The sequence below is a fragment of the Paenibacillus sp. RC334 genome, from assembly GCF_030034735.1.
Taxonomy (GTDB): Bacteria; Bacillota; Bacilli; order Paenibacillales; family Paenibacillaceae; genus Paenibacillus; species Paenibacillus terrae_A.
On record NZ_CP125370.1, the window covers coordinates 4,838,349 to 4,857,368 of the forward strand.

Annotated in this window: 18 protein-coding genes; 4 read left to right on the forward strand and 14 right to left on the reverse strand. The window is 49.4% G+C overall.

The features are described 5' to 3' along the window. Window positions 1-32: 32 nt before the first annotated feature. From thiD to QMK20_RS22350, 3 genes are all read right to left on the reverse strand, one after another. Entirely contained in the window at window positions 33-842 is an 810-nt protein-coding gene (gene thiD / locus QMK20_RS22340; RefSeq protein ID WP_044644540.1) for a bifunctional hydroxymethylpyrimidine kinase/phosphomethylpyrimidine kinase, read from the reverse strand. Between the two features lie 190 nt (window positions 843-1,032). After that, complete coding sequence (locus QMK20_RS22345) at window positions 1,033-2,439, reverse strand: DNA-binding protein (RefSeq protein WP_283653367.1); 1,407 nt, start codon at window positions 2,437-2,439, stop codon at window positions 1,033-1,035. A gap of 343 nt (window positions 2,440-2,782) precedes the next feature. Next, a complete protein-coding gene (locus QMK20_RS22350; RefSeq protein WP_283653368.1) occupies window positions 2,783-4,744 on the reverse strand; it encodes a bifunctional 2',3'-cyclic-nucleotide 2'-phosphodiesterase/3'-nucleotidase in 1,962 nt (653 codons plus the stop codon). A gap of 239 nt (window positions 4,745-4,983) precedes the next feature. Here QMK20_RS22350 and QMK20_RS22355 point away from each other — a divergent pair, with 239 nt between their 5' ends. From QMK20_RS22355 to phnE (QMK20_RS22370), 4 genes are all read left to right on the forward strand, one after another. Next, window positions 4,984-5,952 carry a phosphate/phosphite/phosphonate ABC transporter substrate-binding protein gene (locus QMK20_RS22355; protein ID WP_283653369.1) on the forward strand — a complete coding sequence of 323 codons (969 nt, stop codon included), beginning with the start codon at window positions 4,984-4,986 and terminating at the stop codon, window positions 5,950-5,952. A 134-nt stretch (window positions 5,953-6,086) separates the two neighbouring features. Next, window positions 6,087-6,857, forward strand: coding sequence for a phosphonate ABC transporter ATP-binding protein (phnC, locus tag QMK20_RS22360; protein ID WP_044644544.1), 771 nt, complete (start codon window positions 6,087-6,089; stop codon window positions 6,855-6,857). Further along, window positions 6,854-7,708 (forward strand): phosphonate ABC transporter, permease protein PhnE, encoded by an 855-nt coding sequence (gene phnE / locus QMK20_RS22365; RefSeq protein WP_283653370.1) that lies wholly within the window; start codon window positions 6,854-6,856, stop codon window positions 7,706-7,708. The genes phnC and phnE (QMK20_RS22365) overlap by 4 nt, the downstream gene beginning before the upstream one ends. Then, on the forward strand, window positions 7,705-8,502 hold the full coding sequence (gene phnE / locus QMK20_RS22370; protein WP_283653371.1) for a phosphonate ABC transporter, permease protein PhnE: 798 nt from the start codon (window positions 7,705-7,707) through the stop codon (window positions 8,500-8,502). The genes phnE (QMK20_RS22365) and phnE (QMK20_RS22370) overlap by 4 nt, the downstream gene beginning before the upstream one ends. 90 nt (window positions 8,503-8,592) lie before the next feature. On the opposite strand, the gene QMK20_RS22375 is transcribed toward phnE (QMK20_RS22370), so the two are convergent. The 11 genes from QMK20_RS22375 to QMK20_RS22425 form a co-directional block, all read right to left on the reverse strand. Then, complete coding sequence (locus QMK20_RS22375) at window positions 8,593-9,720, reverse strand: aminotransferase class V-fold PLP-dependent enzyme (protein ID WP_283653372.1); 1,128 nt, start codon at window positions 9,718-9,720, stop codon at window positions 8,593-8,595. A 165-nt stretch (window positions 9,721-9,885) separates the two neighbouring features. Beyond that, the gene (cysW, locus tag QMK20_RS22380) at window positions 9,886-10,761 is read right to left on the reverse strand and encodes a sulfate ABC transporter permease subunit CysW (RefSeq protein ID WP_283653373.1); all 876 of its coding nucleotides are present in this window, start codon (window positions 10,759-10,761) and stop codon (window positions 9,886-9,888) included. A gap of 75 nt (window positions 10,762-10,836) precedes the next feature. Continuing rightward, window positions 10,837-11,670: a sulfate ABC transporter permease subunit CysT gene (cysT, locus tag QMK20_RS22385; RefSeq protein ID WP_283653374.1), complete on the reverse strand. Its 834-nt coding sequence runs from the start codon at window positions 11,668-11,670 to the stop codon at window positions 10,837-10,839. 27 nt (window positions 11,671-11,697) lie between these two features. Next, window positions 11,698-12,759 carry a sulfate ABC transporter substrate-binding protein gene (locus QMK20_RS22390; protein WP_283653375.1) on the reverse strand — a complete coding sequence of 354 codons (1,062 nt, stop codon included), beginning with the start codon at window positions 12,757-12,759 and terminating at the stop codon, window positions 11,698-11,700. Window positions 12,760-13,131: 372 nt separating this feature from the next. Next, window positions 13,132-13,815, reverse strand: coding sequence for a hypothetical protein (locus tag QMK20_RS22395; RefSeq protein ID WP_283653376.1), 684 nt, complete (start codon window positions 13,813-13,815; stop codon window positions 13,132-13,134). A 121-nt stretch (window positions 13,816-13,936) separates the two neighbouring features. Beyond that, entirely contained in the window at window positions 13,937-14,431 is a 495-nt protein-coding gene (locus QMK20_RS22400; protein WP_283653377.1) for a hypothetical protein, read from the reverse strand. 63 nt (window positions 14,432-14,494) lie between these two features. After that, window positions 14,495-15,226, reverse strand: a complete 732-nt coding sequence (locus tag QMK20_RS22405; RefSeq protein WP_283653378.1) for a leucine-rich repeat domain-containing protein — start codon at window positions 15,224-15,226, stop codon at window positions 14,495-14,497. Window positions 15,227-15,255: 29 nt separating this feature from the next. After that, on the reverse strand, window positions 15,256-15,540 hold the full coding sequence (locus tag QMK20_RS22410; RefSeq protein ID WP_283653379.1) for a hypothetical protein: 285 nt from the start codon (window positions 15,538-15,540) through the stop codon (window positions 15,256-15,258). A gap of 112 nt (window positions 15,541-15,652) precedes the next feature. Then, window positions 15,653-16,843, reverse strand: a complete 1,191-nt coding sequence (locus tag QMK20_RS22415; protein WP_283653380.1) for an MFS transporter — start codon at window positions 16,841-16,843, stop codon at window positions 15,653-15,655. Window positions 16,844-16,890: 47 nt separating this feature from the next. Beyond that, window positions 16,891-17,463, reverse strand: a complete 573-nt coding sequence (locus QMK20_RS22420; protein WP_283653381.1) for a TetR/AcrR family transcriptional regulator — start codon at window positions 17,461-17,463, stop codon at window positions 16,891-16,893. A 252-nt stretch (window positions 17,464-17,715) separates the two neighbouring features. Next, window positions 17,716-19,017, reverse strand: coding sequence for a pyrimidine-nucleoside phosphorylase (locus QMK20_RS22425; RefSeq protein WP_283653382.1), 1,302 nt, complete (start codon window positions 19,015-19,017; stop codon window positions 17,716-17,718). Window positions 19,018-19,020: the final 3 nt, after the last annotated feature.

Below are 19,020 nucleotides of genomic sequence, written 5' to 3' on the forward strand. Positions count from 1 at the left end.
TATAGCAGCCGTTTTATAAATGCATTCATGCTTTACTGATTTTGCAAACGATGTGCCGCATGCAGAGTCGGGCCGACGAATTCGTTCAGCTTGAAGCTGCCTTCAATCGCCTGGGTAATAAATTTTTTGGCCTGATCCACTGCTTCACGTACGGTCAGCCCCTGGGCCAAGCCAGCCGTTACTGCTGCCGACGTGGTGCAGCCTGCACCATGGGTGAAGCTTGTTTTCACAACATCCGCCTCGAACCAGTCGAAGGTGATTCCGTCATACAACAGATCCATCGCTTTACCTGCGCGAATTTTGCCACGGTCCTTAATCAGCACGTGCTTCGCCCCGCGCTCATGGATAATCGCAGCCGCTTCCTGCATCTGTTCCAGCGTCGTAATCGGTCCGTTCTTCGCCAATTGCGAAGCCTCGAACAAATTCGGCGTTACCAGATCAGCGCCCGGGATCAGAAATTCCAGCATCGCTTCTGTATTTTCCGGCTGAAGCACTTCATCCGTGCCTTTGCAGACCATAACCGGATCAATAACGACCCGTTTAAGATCATGCTTGCGCAGATGGCTGGCAACCAGTTCGATAATATCAACAGAACCGAGCATACCCGTTTTCATCGCGTCAAAGCCGATACCTTCCAATACCGTGCGCAGCTGTGCTTCTACCACATCCAGCGCAACAGGATATACTAGATGGTTCCATGTTTGGGGTTCCATCGCAACTACGGTTGTCAATACATTCATTCCATATACACCAAGCTCCTGAAAGGTTTTCAGGTCTGCCTGAATACCCGCGCCGCCGCTGGTGTCGGAGCCGGCTATCGTTAATGTTTTGGGAATCGTCATTTTCACATGCTCTCCTTCACTTACTGTGCTGCATTTATCCTAATCCCGCATGCGAAACTTGTCAACGCGCAATGCGTTCTTCCTATGCTAAAAGTCACAGAAAACAGTAGCATTAAAAAACGAGAACGTTCCCTTTTGACCGGGAACATCCTCACAAGAATAGGATCTATGAAGGTTTGAATGACAAAGATTACAAATACCCGCCGGTGCTGTGATCATAAGCATGATTCTTTTCATTTTCACGCACGCCCAGACAAAACTTCTGATACAAATGCTGCTGTTCCGGGGTAGCAAAATTCCGGTGCTGCTCAAACAAAGCCATGCAACCGATAATATGCTCAGTATAGCTATTGTCTACAGACAGCTGCAAGCAATGCAGTGTTTGCCCCAGTCCCTTCGCATAATCACCCTTCCGAAAATGATATTCGGCATACACCTTGCAAAAGGAGGCGAAGCGGAATGCATTAAAATGCTTGCGGTAGTGAGTGTCCCATTGATCCGGGGCAAGCTCCCAGAAGCTCTTGAGTTGCTCGCTGAATAGCCCCAGCTCGGCATCCGCAAAGTAACCGAACCTGTTCGCTGATTCCAGCAGCGTATTCAAGCCTTCCAGTGTCTCGTCCGGATGCTCGCGCAAATACGTAATATATTCATAAATTGCAGAGGTATTGCCCATTTTAATTTCGATACAGAGCCGATTGCCTTGAGCATACACACGATGCATGTCCACTACTTTCCGGCCTTCCTCGTCCAATCCTTCAAACCAGCTCAAATCTGCATACCCATCAATCCATTTCTTGGATTCCTCATACCTGCCCTGAAACTCATAGCAGCTGGCCTTGAGCAGATGACCCTGTGCATAATAGTAGACAAGCGGTTTGAGCAACTCCAGATGCTCATCTCCAAAGCGGTTCCGATTGCGGTATAGCGCCTGAGCCAATTCTCGCAGCTCGTCCGCATACATTTCCATCTCGGACCATTGCATTTTTAACGCAAACACTTGAGATAGCATATGTAAGCCTTCCAATGCGTAAGTTTCCGGCAACCGACCACGGTACAAATGGAATTGTACAGCAGCCTTCAAGCTCCGTTTGTTATCCTTGATCTGAACCTGGAATATACGGAAATAGCTGATCGCTAACCGCTCGGAGTGGGTATATTTTTCACTCTCGATGACGCAATTGTACAGCAGCATAGCGGCTTCATATCTGTCGTCTTCAAACATCGCTTCTGCGGTCTCAAAAATAGCCGGAATGTTCGATAAATCATCCATCAGATAGCCAAGTACGCTGCAAATACATTCCAGCTTGTTCAGCTCTGAACAACGGAGAAGAAACGGACGTAACCTCCTCCAGTGCGGTAAGGAATGAATAAAACATTCATCCACATACATCTCGAACAAGGCCCCTTCTTCCAATCCCATAGCCCCGGTAATCAGATCAAGCTGATTAACTGAAATCGGCCGTGGGGGATTCCGGTTAAGTATACCACTAAGTGTACCCGGATTTACCTTGGAAGCGTCTGCGAAACATTGCATGGAAATACCTTCACGCTGAATATACTTTTCAATTTCTGCACGAATCGTGGTGTTTTTTTCCAAAGGGACACCCCCTCCATCAAATGATGGTGACTTTTTCATTACCTTTTAAACCAAAATTTGTTTAATCAAAGTATATGTCTAATTATAACGGAGGTCAATAACTTAAACGCGACTCAGGACATATAAAATTACGAATTTCGTACGATTTCAAATAATCCGTGTGCAAAAAAACCACCCCTGAAGGGACAGTCTTTGCTCAACATTTGATGCCATAGGCTCATAAAGAATGGAAATGAGTCCGCTTTTCCCTCGTTGGATATGTTGTCATGTGTTGCTTACATACCGTATAACGGGGGAGCTTTCCGTTTGGATCACTTTGGATTCAATTTTTAAAAAAAAGAATTCAGGATCGTCCGAAATCCAGGGCAAACTTGGCGTATCCCTCTGCGGTCAATCCTTCATAAAGCAACTCCGAATAGGCTTGGGCGGCATCTGTTGCTTGCGGTGAGGTCAGGAATGTCACGTGCGGGCGGCCCGGCCATGGTGAGAGGGACCAGTGACCGTCTGCTTTGGGCGTCAACGTCTTCATATGCCGCACATATTCGGTCAGCACATGCCGATTTTCATCCGGTGAAGCGAGTACGATTCGTTCCCCACCCGGATTGACCAATGTAGAAGAAAACGCACGATAATTGTTCGTGACAACCAAATAGCTTCGCTGCATATCCATCGGCGCTCCATCCAAGGACATATGAATGATTCTGTGCGCATCCGGTTCCTTCAATATTCCAGCAGCATCATATCTGGCGGGCTGCGTCACATCAATCTGATACCTAATCCCGTCAATGATATCGAAGTTAAAGCTCGGAAAATCCGAATCAATCAGCTCTTGCTCCTGTTCTGCATAAGGATCAATTTGTCGGAATTGTCCGGCAGACCATTCGAGCCATTCCCGAATTTCTCCCCCGGTCAGTCGGACGACATGCAGTGTGTTTGGAAAATTGTACAGATCGGCGATATGCTTGATTGCCAAAGTCCCCGCCGGAATATCGGTATAATACGAGGGCCCGTATCTGCCGCCTGTTTTAAAGGGAGCCGCTGCCGACAAAACGGGCAGACCTTCGTACTCACTCCCCTGCATCTGCTGCTTCACATACCAAATTTGCGCGTCGTTCACGAGTTGAACGGAAGCATCGTCTATCACCTGGGCAAAAAAGCTGTTTACTGCTAATGTCGTCTGGCCAACAGGTGCGCGAATATAGTCCAGCGTTCCGGCATGCTCTTCCGCAACCGCCTGCTGAATGGCAGTATCCGGCTGCACCAGCGCTTGCTTGCGTACTGGATCATACACCGGACGTACCTCTGCAGAAGAGGCAGCCACTTGCCACGCTCCGTCCATAAGGGTCAGGTCCAGATCTATGACACCCAGATGATCTCCCCAAAAGCCCGGCTCTACCGCCGGAATATCATGTATGGTGCCTCGCTCCACGTCAACACGAGTTTTACCAACAAACGAAGGGCCGGGGAATACTTTATGCGCATGACCAAACAAAATAGCGTCGATCCCTTCTACATTGCTCAGATGCAGCACCGCATTTTCCATATATGGCGTTTCAGGAATATCTTCGAAGCCCGCGTGAGGCATGGCAATAATCAAATCTGCTCCCTCTGCCTTCATTTGCGGAATAAACCGTCTTGCTGTCTCCAGCATATCCTTGACGATGATTTTTCCTTCCAGCCACGCCTTGTCCCATTGCATAATTTGCGGAGGCACAAACCCGATAATCCCCACCTTCAACAAATGCTTGCCGCCTGCTTCATCCTCCACCGTCTTATCCAGTATCAGATAAGGTGTAAAGTAATTTCGTTCTTTTTCCACGACTGTATGGCTATCTGTAAAAATATCTTTCTTCGTATCTATATCTGTATCCGCCTGCATATAGATGTTGGCATTGATAAAAGGAAACTTGGCTCCTTGAATGCAAGTCTGTAAATATTCCAATCCATAGTTAAATTCGTGATTCCCGATATTGCCCGCTTCGTACCCAAGCAGATTCATCGCTTTGTAGGCAGGATGCACGGCGTTCGGGTCCTGTTGGAGAAGCTGTACAGCATAATCCCCCATCGGATTGCCTTGAATAACATCCCCGTTATCCAGCAGCAGGTGGTTAGGTACCTCGGACCGAGCTGCCTGGATTAGACTGGCTGTTTGCGCAAGACCGTACTGTAACGTTTCCCGATCCGTATAATAATCGTAATTCCACAAGCTGACATGCAGATCGGTCGTAACCATAATGCGAAATTTCACCCTCACAGGACATAACGTCTGCTGTCGTACCTCTTTATTGATATCTGAAATATCCAATCCTGTTCTCTCCCTCAGCTTCGGTCTTAGAGCTTGAACAAGTCTAACAGGGTACTGTTAAGAGAATGTTAAATGAACAGAAATGAGAGAGTATAAGATATATTTTACATACTTTTTACCAAAGTCAGGAATGGTTTTTACCCTAGCGACCGGACTAGCTGTTAAGATTCTGTTTGTCACAGAATTTACAGACTTTTTCAATTTTATTTTCGTTATTACTATTTTAGGGGGAAATTATTTTGTTTAAAAAAGCACTGACCTTGTGCATGACCTTCACACTGGCGGCAGGTCTGGCCGCTTGCAGCTCCAATGCAAGCAATAACAACAGCGCGTCCACTCCAGGCACAGATGGCACGAAAAGCGAAAGCACAGCCTATGTTCCTACAGAGTTAAAAGTACAGTTCGTTCCTTCACAAAATGCAGATACGCTCGAAGCCAAAGCCAAGCCGCTCGAAAAGCTGCTGGGCGACAAGCTCGGAATTCCGGTAAAAGTAACCGTGTCCCCCGACTACAACACGATTGTGGAAGCCATGTCTTCCAAACAGGTAGATGTAGGATTCCTTCCGCCGAATGCCTATGTATTGGCCCACGATAACCGTAAAGCGGCTGACTTGCTCCTGCAAGCCCAACGCTACGGCATTGAAGACGGTACAGGCAAGGATACAACTGAAAAAGTAAACTTTTATAAAGCGATGATCGTGGTGAAAAAGGATTCTCCGATTCAAAGCCTGGCTGATCTGAAGGGTAAAAAAGTTGGCTGGCAAAATGTAACCTCCTCCGCAGGCTATGTGTATCCGGCAGCAGAGCTGAAAAAAGCCGGCGTGGACCCGGACACAGATGTCCAGGGTGTAACGATCAAAGGCCATGATGCTGCTATTCTGGCGCTACTGAACGGTCAGGTTGATGCTGTAGCTGTTTTCCAGGATGCACGCAACACGGTAAAGAAGGAAATTCCGGATGTATTTGAAAAAACTCGTGTCATTCATTACACAGCTAAAATTCCGAATGATACGGTCAGCGTACGTTCCGATATGGATCAGGCGTGGAGAGACAAAATCAGCCAAGCCTTTATAGATATCGCCAAAGACCCTGCGGGCGGCGAAATCATTAAAGAAATTTACACGCATGTAGGCTATGAAAAGGGCGACGATAAAAACTTCGATTCTGTACGTGAATATGCCGAAGCCGTCGGCCAAGCGGTTAAGTAATAGGAGCAAACACGTAATTGTAATGAAGCAACAGCTACGAAACAGGCATTACGAATGACAGGGCAGCACCGTCCATGTATTCATGGCGGTGTTGTTTTCATTCCACCCCATCGGGGGGAGAAAGTTGGGAGCATATGATCGAATTCCGCAATGTATCGAAAACATACCCGAACGGCACCAAAGGGTTGAACAATATTAATCTGACGATTAAAGAGGGCGAAATGGTCGTCATTGTTGGCTTGTCCGGTGCGGGCAAGTCTACTCTGCTGCGTTCCATTAATCGACTGCATGACATTACCTCCGGCGACATTGTTGTGGGCGGCAGGTCTGTCACGTCTGCCGGAAGCAGCGAGCTGCGCCGTATTCGCCGCGATATCGGCATGATCTTTCAAAGCTTCAATCTGGTCAAGCGTTCCACCGTACTCCGCAACGTGCTTTCCGGTCGGGTCGGCTATCATTCGACGCTTCGGACCATCCTCGGTCTCTTTCCGAAGGAGGATATCGAGCTGGCACTAACCGCGCTGGAACGCGTGAACATCCGCGAAAAGGCCTACAGCCGGGCCGATGAGCTGTCCGGCGGTCAACAGCAGCGCGTATCCATCGCCCGCGCTCTGGCGCAGGAGGCCAAGATTATTCTGGCGGACGAGCCTGTCGCATCGCTTGATCCGCTGACCACCCGCCAGGTCATGGACGACCTCCAGCGGATCAATCGTGAAATGCAGATTACGACCATCGTCAATCTGCATTTCATTGATCTGGCGCGCGAATATGCGACGCGGATCATTGGATTGCGTGCCGGAGAGGTCGTCTTTGACGGCACGCCGGAGGAAGCTACGGATGATGCCTTTGCGGAAATCTACGGCCGGGCCATCAAGCATGATGAGCTGCTGGGAGTGGGATCATGAAGCCCGACTCCACTGTCCAGCCGCTCTCTTCGACGCCGCCGTCACCGCAAGCCGGACCGCCGCAGCCATCAAAGCCGACCGCAGGGCCAGCCCTGCCGGGTCGTTACAAGCGTTACGCCACCTGGATGATCTTTATTGTGGTGCTGGTGGCATGCTCCATTCATACGAATGCTACGCCTTACCAGTTGATCGTCGGCTTGCCGGAGATGGGCAAATTGCTGGGCGAAATGTTTCCTCCTGACTGGAGTTACCTGCCTACCATCTGGAAGCCGATGCTGGAAACCATCCAGATTGCCATTGTCGGCACGACACTGGGTGCGTTGCTGGCTATTCCTGTTGCGTTGCTGTGCGCCTACAATGTCATGCCGCGCAAGCTGATCTCGCTGCCGATGCGCACAATCCTGAACCTCGTGCGGACCGTTCCCGATCTGCTGTTTGCCTCCATCTTTGTGGCGGTGTTCGGCATCGGGCCGTTCGCAGGGATGCTCGCCCTGCTCTTCTTCTCCTTCGGCATCATTGCGAAGCTGACGTTCGAGGCCATTGAAGCCATTGATCCCGGCCCGCTGGAAGCCATGACCGCCGTTGGCGCGAGCCGCATTCAGGTGATTGCCTTCGGAGTCGTACCGCAGGCATTGCCCTATTTTGTGTCCTACTTGCTGTACACCTTTGAGGTCAATGTACGTGCGGCCTCTGTTCTGGGGCTGGTCGGCGCGGGCGGTATCGGCCTGCTGCTCGACCGTTCGCTTGGCCTGTTCCGGTATGACCGGGCAAGCATCATCATTCTACTGACCCTCGTCATCGTTTTGGCGATTGATTACGGCAGTAACATGCTACGGAGGAAACTATTATGAATGATTCCACACTTCGCAGACCTCTTCGCTCCAGACTGCGTTTATGGGCGATAGCCATTCTGCTGATCATCATTTATATTTGGGCTTTCCGTGGGATGCAGTTCGAAGGATTGCAGGGAACCGCCAAAAACGTCTCTCTCGCTATACTGGACGGCTTTCTTCATCCTGACTGGTCATTCGTGTACATTCCTGAAGGAGAGGACTTGCTGCGCGGGCTACTGGATACGCTGGTTATCTCCGTTCTCGGAACCTTCGTATCCGCATTTGTCTGTCTTCCGTTTGCCTTCTGGGCATCCAGCAACATGACTCGGTTACGCCCCTTGTCAGGCAGCGGTAAATTTGTACTCAGCGTCATTCGGGTATTTCCTGAAATGATCGTCGCGATCCTGTTCATCAAGGCCGTTGGACCCGGCTCATTCGCGGGTGTGCTTGCCCTCGGTATTCACTCGATCGGCATGCTGGCGAAGCTTTTTTCAGAAACGATCGAAAGCGTCGATCACGGGCCGCAGGAAGCCTTGATCGCCTGTGGTGCCAACCGTTTGCAGGTGATTTTCTTCGCTGTGCTGCCGCAAGTGATTCCACAGTTCCTTTCGTATTCGCTCTACCGTTTTGAAATTAACATCCGTTCCGCAACCACGCTCGGTCTGGTCGGGGCAGGCGGTATCGGTACTCCGCTGCTGTTTGCGCTCCAAATGCGCAACTGGAACCGTGTAGGTGTCATTTTGCTAGGCATTGTGGTCCTGATCATATTAACGGATTTAATTTCCGGCTGGCTGCGCAAGCGGATTGTATAATCAACAAGATTGAAAATGCCAAAAAAGCCTCTCCTGTGTAAAAGGGACAACATTACGCTCCCGTTACACAGAAGAGGCTTTTTAGATTCATCAAATGGCCGCTACCTCGTCCATCACCCGCCGGATTTCCTCTGCTGTATTGTAAAAATGCGGAGCCACGCGGATCACATCCTTCCGTGCCGAAACGATGATATTTTGTCTTCTCAAGCGCCTCTCAACCGCCGATGCATCGGCTACCTCAACAGCGATGAGGCCAGGTAAAGCTCCTTCCCCGGAAGGCAAACGTATGCTTAACCCTTTGCGGCGGCCATACTCCATAGAAAATTCCAGCAATTCGCTCATATACGCCTGAATGTCCGTGACCCCGATTTCCAGCAGCAGCTTTAAGGCCGCATTGGCGGCAAAGATACTAATGAATGAAGGCAATCCCGTCTCAAAGCGTCGGGCTCCTGCCGCCAGAACCGAGCGTGTAATATCAAACCGGGAAGCGGCTTCCTGTCCGAGCCATCCGGTAAGTTTGGGCTTGAAGCGGTCTATCCAATCGTTGCTTACATAAAGAAAAGCGACTCCCGGAATCCCCAGCATATATTTGCGGGCTCCTGCCACCAGAATATCCACGCCCATCGCTTTTACATCCATAGGTATGATTCCCGCAGACTGATAGGCATCTACAAACAGCAACGCCTGATTTCGGTGAGCCACATCCGCCATAGATTTTAGATCCTGCTGAAATCCGTTGGTGTAGTTCACATGGGACACCATAACAAGTGCAGTGTTTTCGGTAATGTGTTTCTCGTACTGCTGCAAAGTAACCTCACCATGCATGGAGGGGATACAACGAATGTGCTCACGGAATTGGTCCTGCGCTTGCCAGATGTGCCCTACGGTCGGGAAGTCAGTATCTGCGTACACAATACCTTCTTTTCCCGATACATAAGGAAGTGCAGTTGCCACCCCGGCAATCGCCTCGGAGGCTGAGGACAGCACCGCAATCTCGTCAGGCTCCGCCCCGATCAGTTTGGCAAAATGTCCTCTGGCCTCCTCCACCCGTGCCATAGACAAGTCGCCGTTATGCCCGTGTTGCAGCAAGCTTCGATGGTATTCCTCGATTGCAGCAGAAACTGGCCTTGATATGGCTCCTTGGGAGCAGCTCCCTAGATGAATATGTGAGGACAGCACTGGAAATAGCTGACGGTAGGACTGAAACGGATGTTTCATAATTCCCTTCGCTCCTCTTGGGCACAGCTACGTGCCTTGATATGATCATTTTATTATCCATATAAGTCATCTTAGAACAAGGGTCTCCCTTCCCATCTTATCGCCAAACATCGACGATAGACGCGAAGAGAGACCCTGTGGAATCAAGCATGTTCCTGCGTTTCATTAATGAACCCGTTTGCGCCCAAACCAGCTTTTAAGCACCAAGGTGGCGAGAGCCAACAATAACAGCAGCGAGGCCACCGCAAAGGATGCCGAGAATTGATATTCGTTATACAAAATTTCCACATGGAGCGGCAGTGTGTTTGTCTCTCCACGGATATGTCCCGAGACCACGGACACCGCCCCGAATTCACCCATCGCTCTCGCATTACACAAAATAATGCCATACAGCAGACCCCATTTGATATTCGGCAGCGTCACCTTCCAGAAAATACGCCAGCCGCGTGCGCCCAGCGTAACCGCCGCTTCTTCCTCCTGGTGTCCCTGATCCTCCATTAGCGGAATCAGCTCCCGCGCTACAAAAGGAAACGTGATGAACAGCGTCGCCAATATAATGCCCGGCAAGGCAAAAATAATTTTGATATCATGCTCGTCCAGCCACGGCCCAAGCCAGCCCTGTGCGCCGAATACCAACACATACATCAATCCGCCGACGACAGGAGAGATGGCAAAGGGCAAATCAATCAGGGTGACCAGCAGGCCCTTACCACGAAATTGAAACTTTGTAATCAGCCAAGCCGCCGCTACGCCAAATACCGTATTCAACGGTACTGTTATCGCCGCCACCAACAGCGTCAGCCGCAGCGCCGACATGGCGTCCGGGTCGCGTAACGCTTCAACGTATACGCTCCAGCCCTGCTTGAGCGCTTCGGTAAGTACGACGATCAGCGGCAGTACCAGCACCCACAGCAAAGCCAGAAAAGCGGCACCGATCAGCGTCCACTTCACCCAAGGGGCTTCGGTTGTAACCCTGTTGGGCGGTGCAGATGAAGGCACAGATGCATGGGTAAGCTCCTGTCCGGTTATCGCTTGTGACATGATGTTTCTTCCTCCTTAAACAGCGGATATACCGCTATCGTATGAACCAAACGCATACTGTCCTGCGTGATAACGTTAGACAGTACGTCGCCGCGACCAGCGCTGAATGCTGTTAATCACCAGCAGCAGCAGGAATGAAATGACCAACAGCATCAATGCTACCGCCGTAGCTCCGGCATAGTCATTTTGCTCCAGCTTGGACATAATGAGCAGCGGCGCGATCTCGGTCTTCATCGGCATATTGCCGGAAATGAAGACGACTGAGCCATACTCCCCGATGCCACGGGCAAAGGCGAGCGCAAAGCCCGTCAGCAGCGGTGGTATCAGCTCGGGCACAATAACGCTGCGAAAGGTACGCCATCTGCCCGCTCCCAGCGTAGCGGCGACCTCCTCCTCGTCCTTGTCCAGCTCCTCCAGCACGGGCTGGACCGTCCGCACGACGAACGGGATACCGATAAACATCAGCGCGAGCGTAATACCCGTCTGCGAGTAGGCCATCCTCCAGCCAAGCGGTTCGAACAACGAGCCGATCCAGCCATTTTGCGCATATAGAGCTGTCAAAGCAACACCCGCAACCGCTGTAGGCAATGCAAAGGGCAGATCAATCACCGCATCAAAAATCCGTTTTCCCGGAAATTCATAACGCACCAGCACCCAGGCGATCAGAAAACCGAGGAACAGGTCAATCAGCGCCGCAGCGGCAGCGCACAAAAAGCTTACCTTGTAAGAAGCCAGTACCCTGACGTCAGTCGCCACATCCCAAAACTTCTCCCACGTCAATCCGGTTGAGTTCAGAAGCAGCGCCGATAAAGGCACCAGCACCACCAGACTGAGGTACAGCACACTATATCCCATCGTTAACCCGAACCCGGGAAGTACGCGTTTTCGGGTGACTTGCACTTGACTCATGTTCTGTCCATCCCTCTCTGAAATCCATTAACTTCCAGGTACATAAATTTGGTCAAAGATGCCCTTGTCGCTAAAATGCTTTTGCTGCGTCTCCTTCCACGTTCCGAATACATCCTTCAAGGTCACCAGTTCCAGCTTGGGAAATTGATCCTTGAACTTCGCCTTTACGCTATCCAGCGTTGGACGATAATAGTTCTCGGCAGCAATGGTTTGCCCCTCTTCGCTGTACAAATATTTCAAGTACGCATCCGCTACCTCTCGTGTACCTTTTTTATCCACAACCTTATCGACCATCGCTACCGGAGGCTCGGCCAAAATGCTGATCGACGGGTATACGATATCGAATTTATCCGTACCCAGCTCCTTCACGGAAAGCAGCGCTTCATTTTCCCAAGCGATCAGTACATCACCAATTCCGCGCTCCACAAAGGTCGTTGTCGCTCCACGCGCACCGCTGTCCAGTACCGGCACATGTTTGTACAGCTCCTGTACAAACTGCTGGGCTTTAGCTTCATCGTTATTGTTTTTCTTGAGCGCATAGGCCCATGCCGCAAGGTAGTTCCAGCGGGCTCCACCTGACGTCTTGGGGTTCGGCGTAATAACCTGCACATCACCCCGGATCAGATCGTCCCAGTCTTTAATCCCTTTCGGATTACCTTTACGCACCAACAGCACAATGGTTGAAGTGTATGGAGAGCTATTATGCTCATATTTATCCTGCCATCCCTCTTTAATCAGCCCTTTTTCCTGTAACGCATCAATATCGTAGCCCAGAGCCAGAGTAACTACGTCCGCATCCAGCCCGTCCTGCACAGAACGGCTTTGTTTACCAGATCCTCCATGAGATTGCTTGATCGTAACCTTCTGCCCTTTCTCCTTCTCCCAGTGAGCGGCAAACGCCTTGTTATACGCCTCATACAGCTCACGGGTCGGATCATAAGAAACATTGAGCAGCTCCACATCTTTGGAACCCGCAGCAGAGCTGCCATTCGCCTGTGTTTCTCCTTTGCTTGCTCCGCAAGCACTTAACGTCAACGTCAAAACCAAAGATAGCCCGAGAATAAGTCCACTTTTCCATTTCCCTTTCATCAAAACCCTCCTAATTCTATGTAATTAATAAAAACAAATTCATTTACGCCTGTTATTGACAGACGTATCCAAAAAAAAGAGCGGAGAATTCCCTGATGCAGCCCTGATAGGTCAAACCTGTCGCTTGGACAGTGTCTGCCTGCTGTTCCTAGAGGTTCTCCGCCACAATGGCGAGATCATACTTTAATACTTTAATTCTTTAATTCCTACCTGTTTAATGAGTTATGTAGATATAATACGAGAGTTTATGAGCGTTGTCAAACCTTTTTTTGGGATGGATGATCTGTGCTTCGCTTCCTTCAGGGGATAAAAGTCAGGAACAACAGGATGTTCCCGACTGCTTACAGGCTATTTTCACACACGAGGTACTGCTTAATTGGCGACCGTTTCAAGATTGACTGAAAAAACTCCAAAAAGCTTCGGATTGTTTGTATCTCTTCTCAACCACAGCTCGCCTGAGCCAACCATGACTCCCTGATAATTGACAAACAAGTCGTCTGTCTTTTGATTCACCAACGCTTCACGAATTGCGTCCGTAAAAATCTGATCGTACTTGGCAATGAACTCTTTCTTATTCGGAATTGTTAGTGCCTTTTCACTGTCGTTGACGCGCAGAGGATAGAAAATGTAATTGGCCACCTTTTCCTTGTCATTGTCGGCAACAGCCTTCTGCAACGCTTTGAACGTGTTCAAAAACGCCTTAGGGTCCTGAATACCTGCTACCTCAAAAGGATTGTGGGATGGATTGGCGGATTTTGGGGAGGAAGAAACATCCGATGAAGTAGCCGGGGCCGATGGACTTGACTTTTCCGCTTCATTTCCGTTGTTTTCCGCACTCTCGCTCTCTTTCGCTACTTTTTCATTTGGGGCTGAACCACTACGATCCGCATCAGCTCCATGCTCTATCGCACTTGTATTGCTTCCGGTCTCGACGGTTTCAGCATTCTTATCCTGGCCGCAGCCAGCGAGAGCTACAAATGTAAGTGTAAGTAAAATGGCTGTGAGTGACAGCCTCCGTGACATTTTCTGATTACCGTATTCTTGGTTTTTGGGCACAACGGGTCATCCTTTCTGCTTCTGCTTTCTGCTCTGACCTATTCTGTTCATTAAGTCTTCAACCGTTCTATTGTAACATAAGTAGGCTAATGACCGCATGTCGTGCCCATATGGAAGGAGCTTACAGTGTAATATAAGCGAACGTTTTCACTGATCCTTTGGAGCCATCGTCCGTATTTACATCCAAAATCAGCTCAGTTGTGGAATCCTTCGTTGCTTCATTTTGTTCCTCCGGCTTTACCAACAACAGATCATGCCGTTCTCCCGGCTGCAACGTTCGGCTGGAAAATCCATCTGTCTGACCTGACAAGCCTGACGTACCCGCGCTTTTAAGCTTATATCGTATAGGTTGCTTCCCTGTATTCTTGATGCTGATATACAGCTTCCGTCCCTCTTCAAATGTAAAGTTCGTATGAGCAGGCCCCTCAAATTGCATCTCCTGATCATGTACAATGCGCTTCGTTACGCCCCCTTGCTCATTCTGCACACTTAACGGAGCAGCCGGGTGCACCACACTCGCCGTTGATGTAGTATGCGTAGTCGTCGATAAGTTGGCAAAAGCGGCATACCCCACAATTGCCCCTGCGACCCCCATCCAAACCCACTTATCTACCATTTCATTTCCTCCTTTATAGAAATATGTTGAATCCTAAACGATATAAGCCATTTTCCATACCATTTAGTCGTCGCCGTGATTACACAGATGGAACGGCTTATCTTCCACAAGAAAACGATCCAGCCAGGTCATTTTGAATATAAAATCGGGGGCAGATTCAATCAATCCGTTCACAACATTTAAGGAGCGCAGATTTTTCAGATTTTGTATTTCAGGGGGCAGTGTACGAATTCCGCTATATTGTATATCCAAATACTCCAACTGTTGTAGCTCTCCTATCTCAGGCGGCAAATGCCGGAATGACAACTCATCCTTGGGAATCACCTTGTAATCCGGTGCTGGACGGTCATAGCTCCCACAAGCGATATTCAAGCTTTGGAGTCGGGTTAGCTTGGCAATGTTGGCTGGTAGCTCTTCCAGATCCGCTACTTGTATCGTCAGTGACTCCAAGGATTCCAATTCGAACAAAGCTGGAGGTAATGATCGTATATCCTGCTCGAAGATGGTCAGATGCTGCAAAGAATACAATTCTCTGATCCGTTCCGGTATCTCCGTCAAAGCAAACCCCATCAACTCCAACCGATCTGGCTGATGCCGAATGGCATCGTTCAGAAAAGCATCTATATCCCGATGCTCAGGCTTGTGAATGAACACACCGGGGATAAGCTCCTCCAATGCAGCGACCTCTTCTCTACCCATGTTCAGTCTGCCTATTCGCTCGTGAGCAACGTTGATGATCCAATCCTCTCCTTCGGCATTCTGGAAACACAAATCCTCAGGTACTTTCGGATGCATCCAGGAAAACAAGCTGGACGCCGCTCGCTTTAACAGCTCCCCGCCGCCGGCGTGCATTGGTATCGATAGAACGTTCCTTGTGTGTAGGCTACAGCATGTTTTCCTCTCATCTCCTCATAGGAATGCGTTGACAGCAAAAATGGATTCAATTGCTGTAACAGTTCCTTGAACATGATAGTCGTGTCGAAATCAATACCCATGTCCTCTGTCTCCCATTCATGTACGCCTAGCATAAAAGTGTCCGCTCGTTCCATAGCATAATCAATCAGCCGTTCATAGGCCGTTCCCCGGACATCGCTGTATAATTCGAACATGTCTCTCCCCCTCTATGATGCCCTTCTGCCTTACTATACAAAAAACCGAACTCATATCTATTATGAGTCCGGCTGTCATATTTTTCAAACTTGATCCAAGGCATCTATGCGCTTATACGTTCAGCGTGTTACGGGACTTTTTCTTATCCAATACACTATAAACCACAAATATAATTAAATATGCCGCAATCAGGAGAGTGGAGAACAAATACATCGTTTTATAGGAGGTTAATCCCGCAACCATACCCAAAATCAAAGAGCCTCCCCCGATGCCCAAATCGAAGAAATTATAAAACGAACCCACGGCATCCTCTCGCTCATCTTCTCCGACCACACTGATGGCCCAAGCCTGCAAAGCCGGGAAAATAGCTCCAAAGCTCAAGCCATACAGCACAGCAGCGACCAAAAATTGCAATTCCGTCCGCGATGAGGCCACCATGATAATGGCGGCGATAAGCACAACCCCTGCGGGAATCAGGATATAAGCCGGGCCTTTGGTATCAAAAATTCTACCGGACACCAGTCGGACGAGGAAGCTTGCCATAGCCACCGTAAAGAAGAACCATGCTACGTTGGTGAATCCCTGCTCCTTGGCAAATAAGGCCACGAAAGACATCACTCCACCTGCCACTACGCCGACCAGCAGTACAAGACAGGATTGCAGCAGCACTTTTTTTTCAAATAATTTGAGTGGAACCTTCGTTTTTTCCTTCGTTGTATCTGCACTCGTCGGTTGAACAGAATGGCGACGAGCCAATACGATCATAGCAAGAGCTAGCAGCATAATGACAGCGCCCATGGAAAACAGTCCGTTAAAGCCCGCTGCATGCAGCATCCATATGCCAATCAACGGCCCCACGGAGATCGCTACCGTCTCACCTACGCCAAAATAGCCCATTCCTTCTCCCATACGATGAGAAGGCAATTCATCCGAGGCAGAAGTCGCATATAGAGTACTAGCAATACCAAATCCAAAGCCATGCACCAGCCGGAACACCAGCAACAGCAGCAAACTGGTGGAAAACATGTAGCTGCCCGTGGCAAGTATACAAATCGCCACCCCGATAATGAGAACATACTTCCTGTCCATAAGCTGGATTAGCTTACCGGAAAATGGACGAATGAATATCGCTGAGCACACAAACACACCTGTCACCAGGCCGATCTGTGACGGACTACCACCAAGACTTTCCACAAACAGCGGCAGCGTCGGCAAAAGCATTTCGAATGCCATGAATAATATAGCATTGGAAATCATCAAAAGTATAAAGTTTCTGGACCAAAAGCTTTCCTTCACAGACACAGCTCTCTTCCCCCAATAAAATTATGTTGACTCAAATGCCTGGATGCTCAGGCCTGAATCAAGCCATGCCAGTAAATATCCCAAGAGCTTTCCAGACGCGGATCAAAATCGGCGGTACCGTTATACACCAGCTCTACCAGCATGCCTTCGATCAAATTCATATAAGCTGTTGCAGCGGATCGAGCTGGAACACGAAGCTTAACCGATGTTTCGGCTGCCAGCCGCTCATATACCAAGCTGGTTTTATGCTCTACATAGCGTGTGACCAGGGCCTGAACCTGGGCTTCCAGCGTAGACGGAATTAGAAAGCCGACATACAGGATCAAACGCAAATTCATGGCGCTCTCATAGCGTTCCTTAAATTCAATGATTAACCCTCGCAGGACAGCTTCAAGGGACTGTTCGGATTGATCTTGAAAATAACGATCCAGCTCCAAAATCTCCTGATCCACCGCATCCGCAAATATATCCAAAAATAAATCGTCCTTGCTTTTAAAATGAGCATAAATCGACTGCTTCTTAATCCCTACCTCATCAGCAATCAGTTGCAGGGAGGCCGCATCGTATCCCTTTCTCGCAAATTGCTGCAAGCCAGCCGCTTTAATTTTCTGCAGTGTCATGTTCTTCCTCCAATAACCTTACGAACGGTCGTCAGTTTGTAGGTTCAGTATAGTACCCTCACTGGACATTGACAATAGCATTTTTTCCTTTCGGCTTAAAATAGCTCCGCTCATCCTTTCTTTTCATCATTGAAATTCCTTGTTGTTTGGTTAACCAAAGCGGGAGCTACAAAAGCCGGAAGCCCTCTAACTGAGGGTCTCCGGCTCGATAACCACGATATCTATTACAACCTTATGAGTACGGCTTAACGCTTACTCTGTCACCGTTCCGTAGATCAGTACGGGAGCTTCGGCGTGATCCGCAATGCGGATGTTCGCGTAAATTTTCTCCAGCACTTGGGCTACATCTTCACGGTTGGCATGAATGGTAACCAGTGAATCGCCCACTTTTACAGCATCGCCGACCTTTTTGTTCAGCATCAGGCCGACAGCCAGATCAATCTCGGATTCTTTGGTTGCGCGTCCTGCTCCAAGCAGCATCGCAGCCGTACCGATTTCGTCAGCCACGATTTCAGCGACCACACCATCCTGCTTCGCAGGTACTTCAATAAGATACTGTGCTTGTGGCAAGCGTTCTGGATGATCCACAACCGAAGCGTCACCGCCCTGGTTTGCAATAAACTCTTTGAATTTCTCCAGCGCTTTGCCGTTGCGAATGACTTCTTTGAGCTTCTCTTCGGCGTCTTCGAGGGAATTGGCTTTGCCAGCCAAAAATACCATCTGACTGCCCAAGGACATACACAGCTCTTCCAGATCCTTTGGTCCTTGACCGCGCAGTGTGTCAATCGCTTCTTTGACTTCCAGCGAGTTACCGATGGCAAGACCCAGCGGCTGGCTCATATCGGAAATAACCGCCATCGTTTTGCGGCCGACGTTGTTACCGATGCTTACCATCGCGTGTGCCAGTTCTTTGGCATCATCGACGGTTTTCATGAACGCACCTGCACCTGTCTTCACATCGAGTACGATGGCATCAGAACCGGCAGCGATTTTTTTACTCATAATCGAGCTGGCAATCAGCGGAATCGAGTTTACCGTAGCGGTAACATCACGCAGCGCATACAGCTTTTTGTCCGCAGGTGTCAGGTTGCCGCTTTGTCCAATGACCGCAATTTTGCTGCGATTGACCAGATCCACGAATTCGTCCTTACTGATTTCTACGTGGAAGCCTGCAATAGCCTCCAGCTTATCAATCGTTCCTCCGGTATGTCCAAGGCCGCGACCTGACATTTTCGCTACCGGAATATCCAAAGCCGCTACGAGCGGAGCCAGCACCAGCGTTGTCGTATCACCCACACCGCCAGTAGAATGCTTATCGACCTTCACGCCTTCAATCGCGGACAGATCAATTGTGTCACCTGAATGAACCATTGCCATCGTCAGATCCGCGCGTTCGCGCTCGGTCATATCTTTGAAGAAAATGGACATCGCTAACGCACTCACCTGATAGTCAGGAATTTCCCCCTGCGTGTAGCCCTGGATAATAAAATTTATTTCCTCGGTGGTCAGTTCTTTTCCATCACGCTTTTTCTCGATCAAGTCTACCATTCTCATATG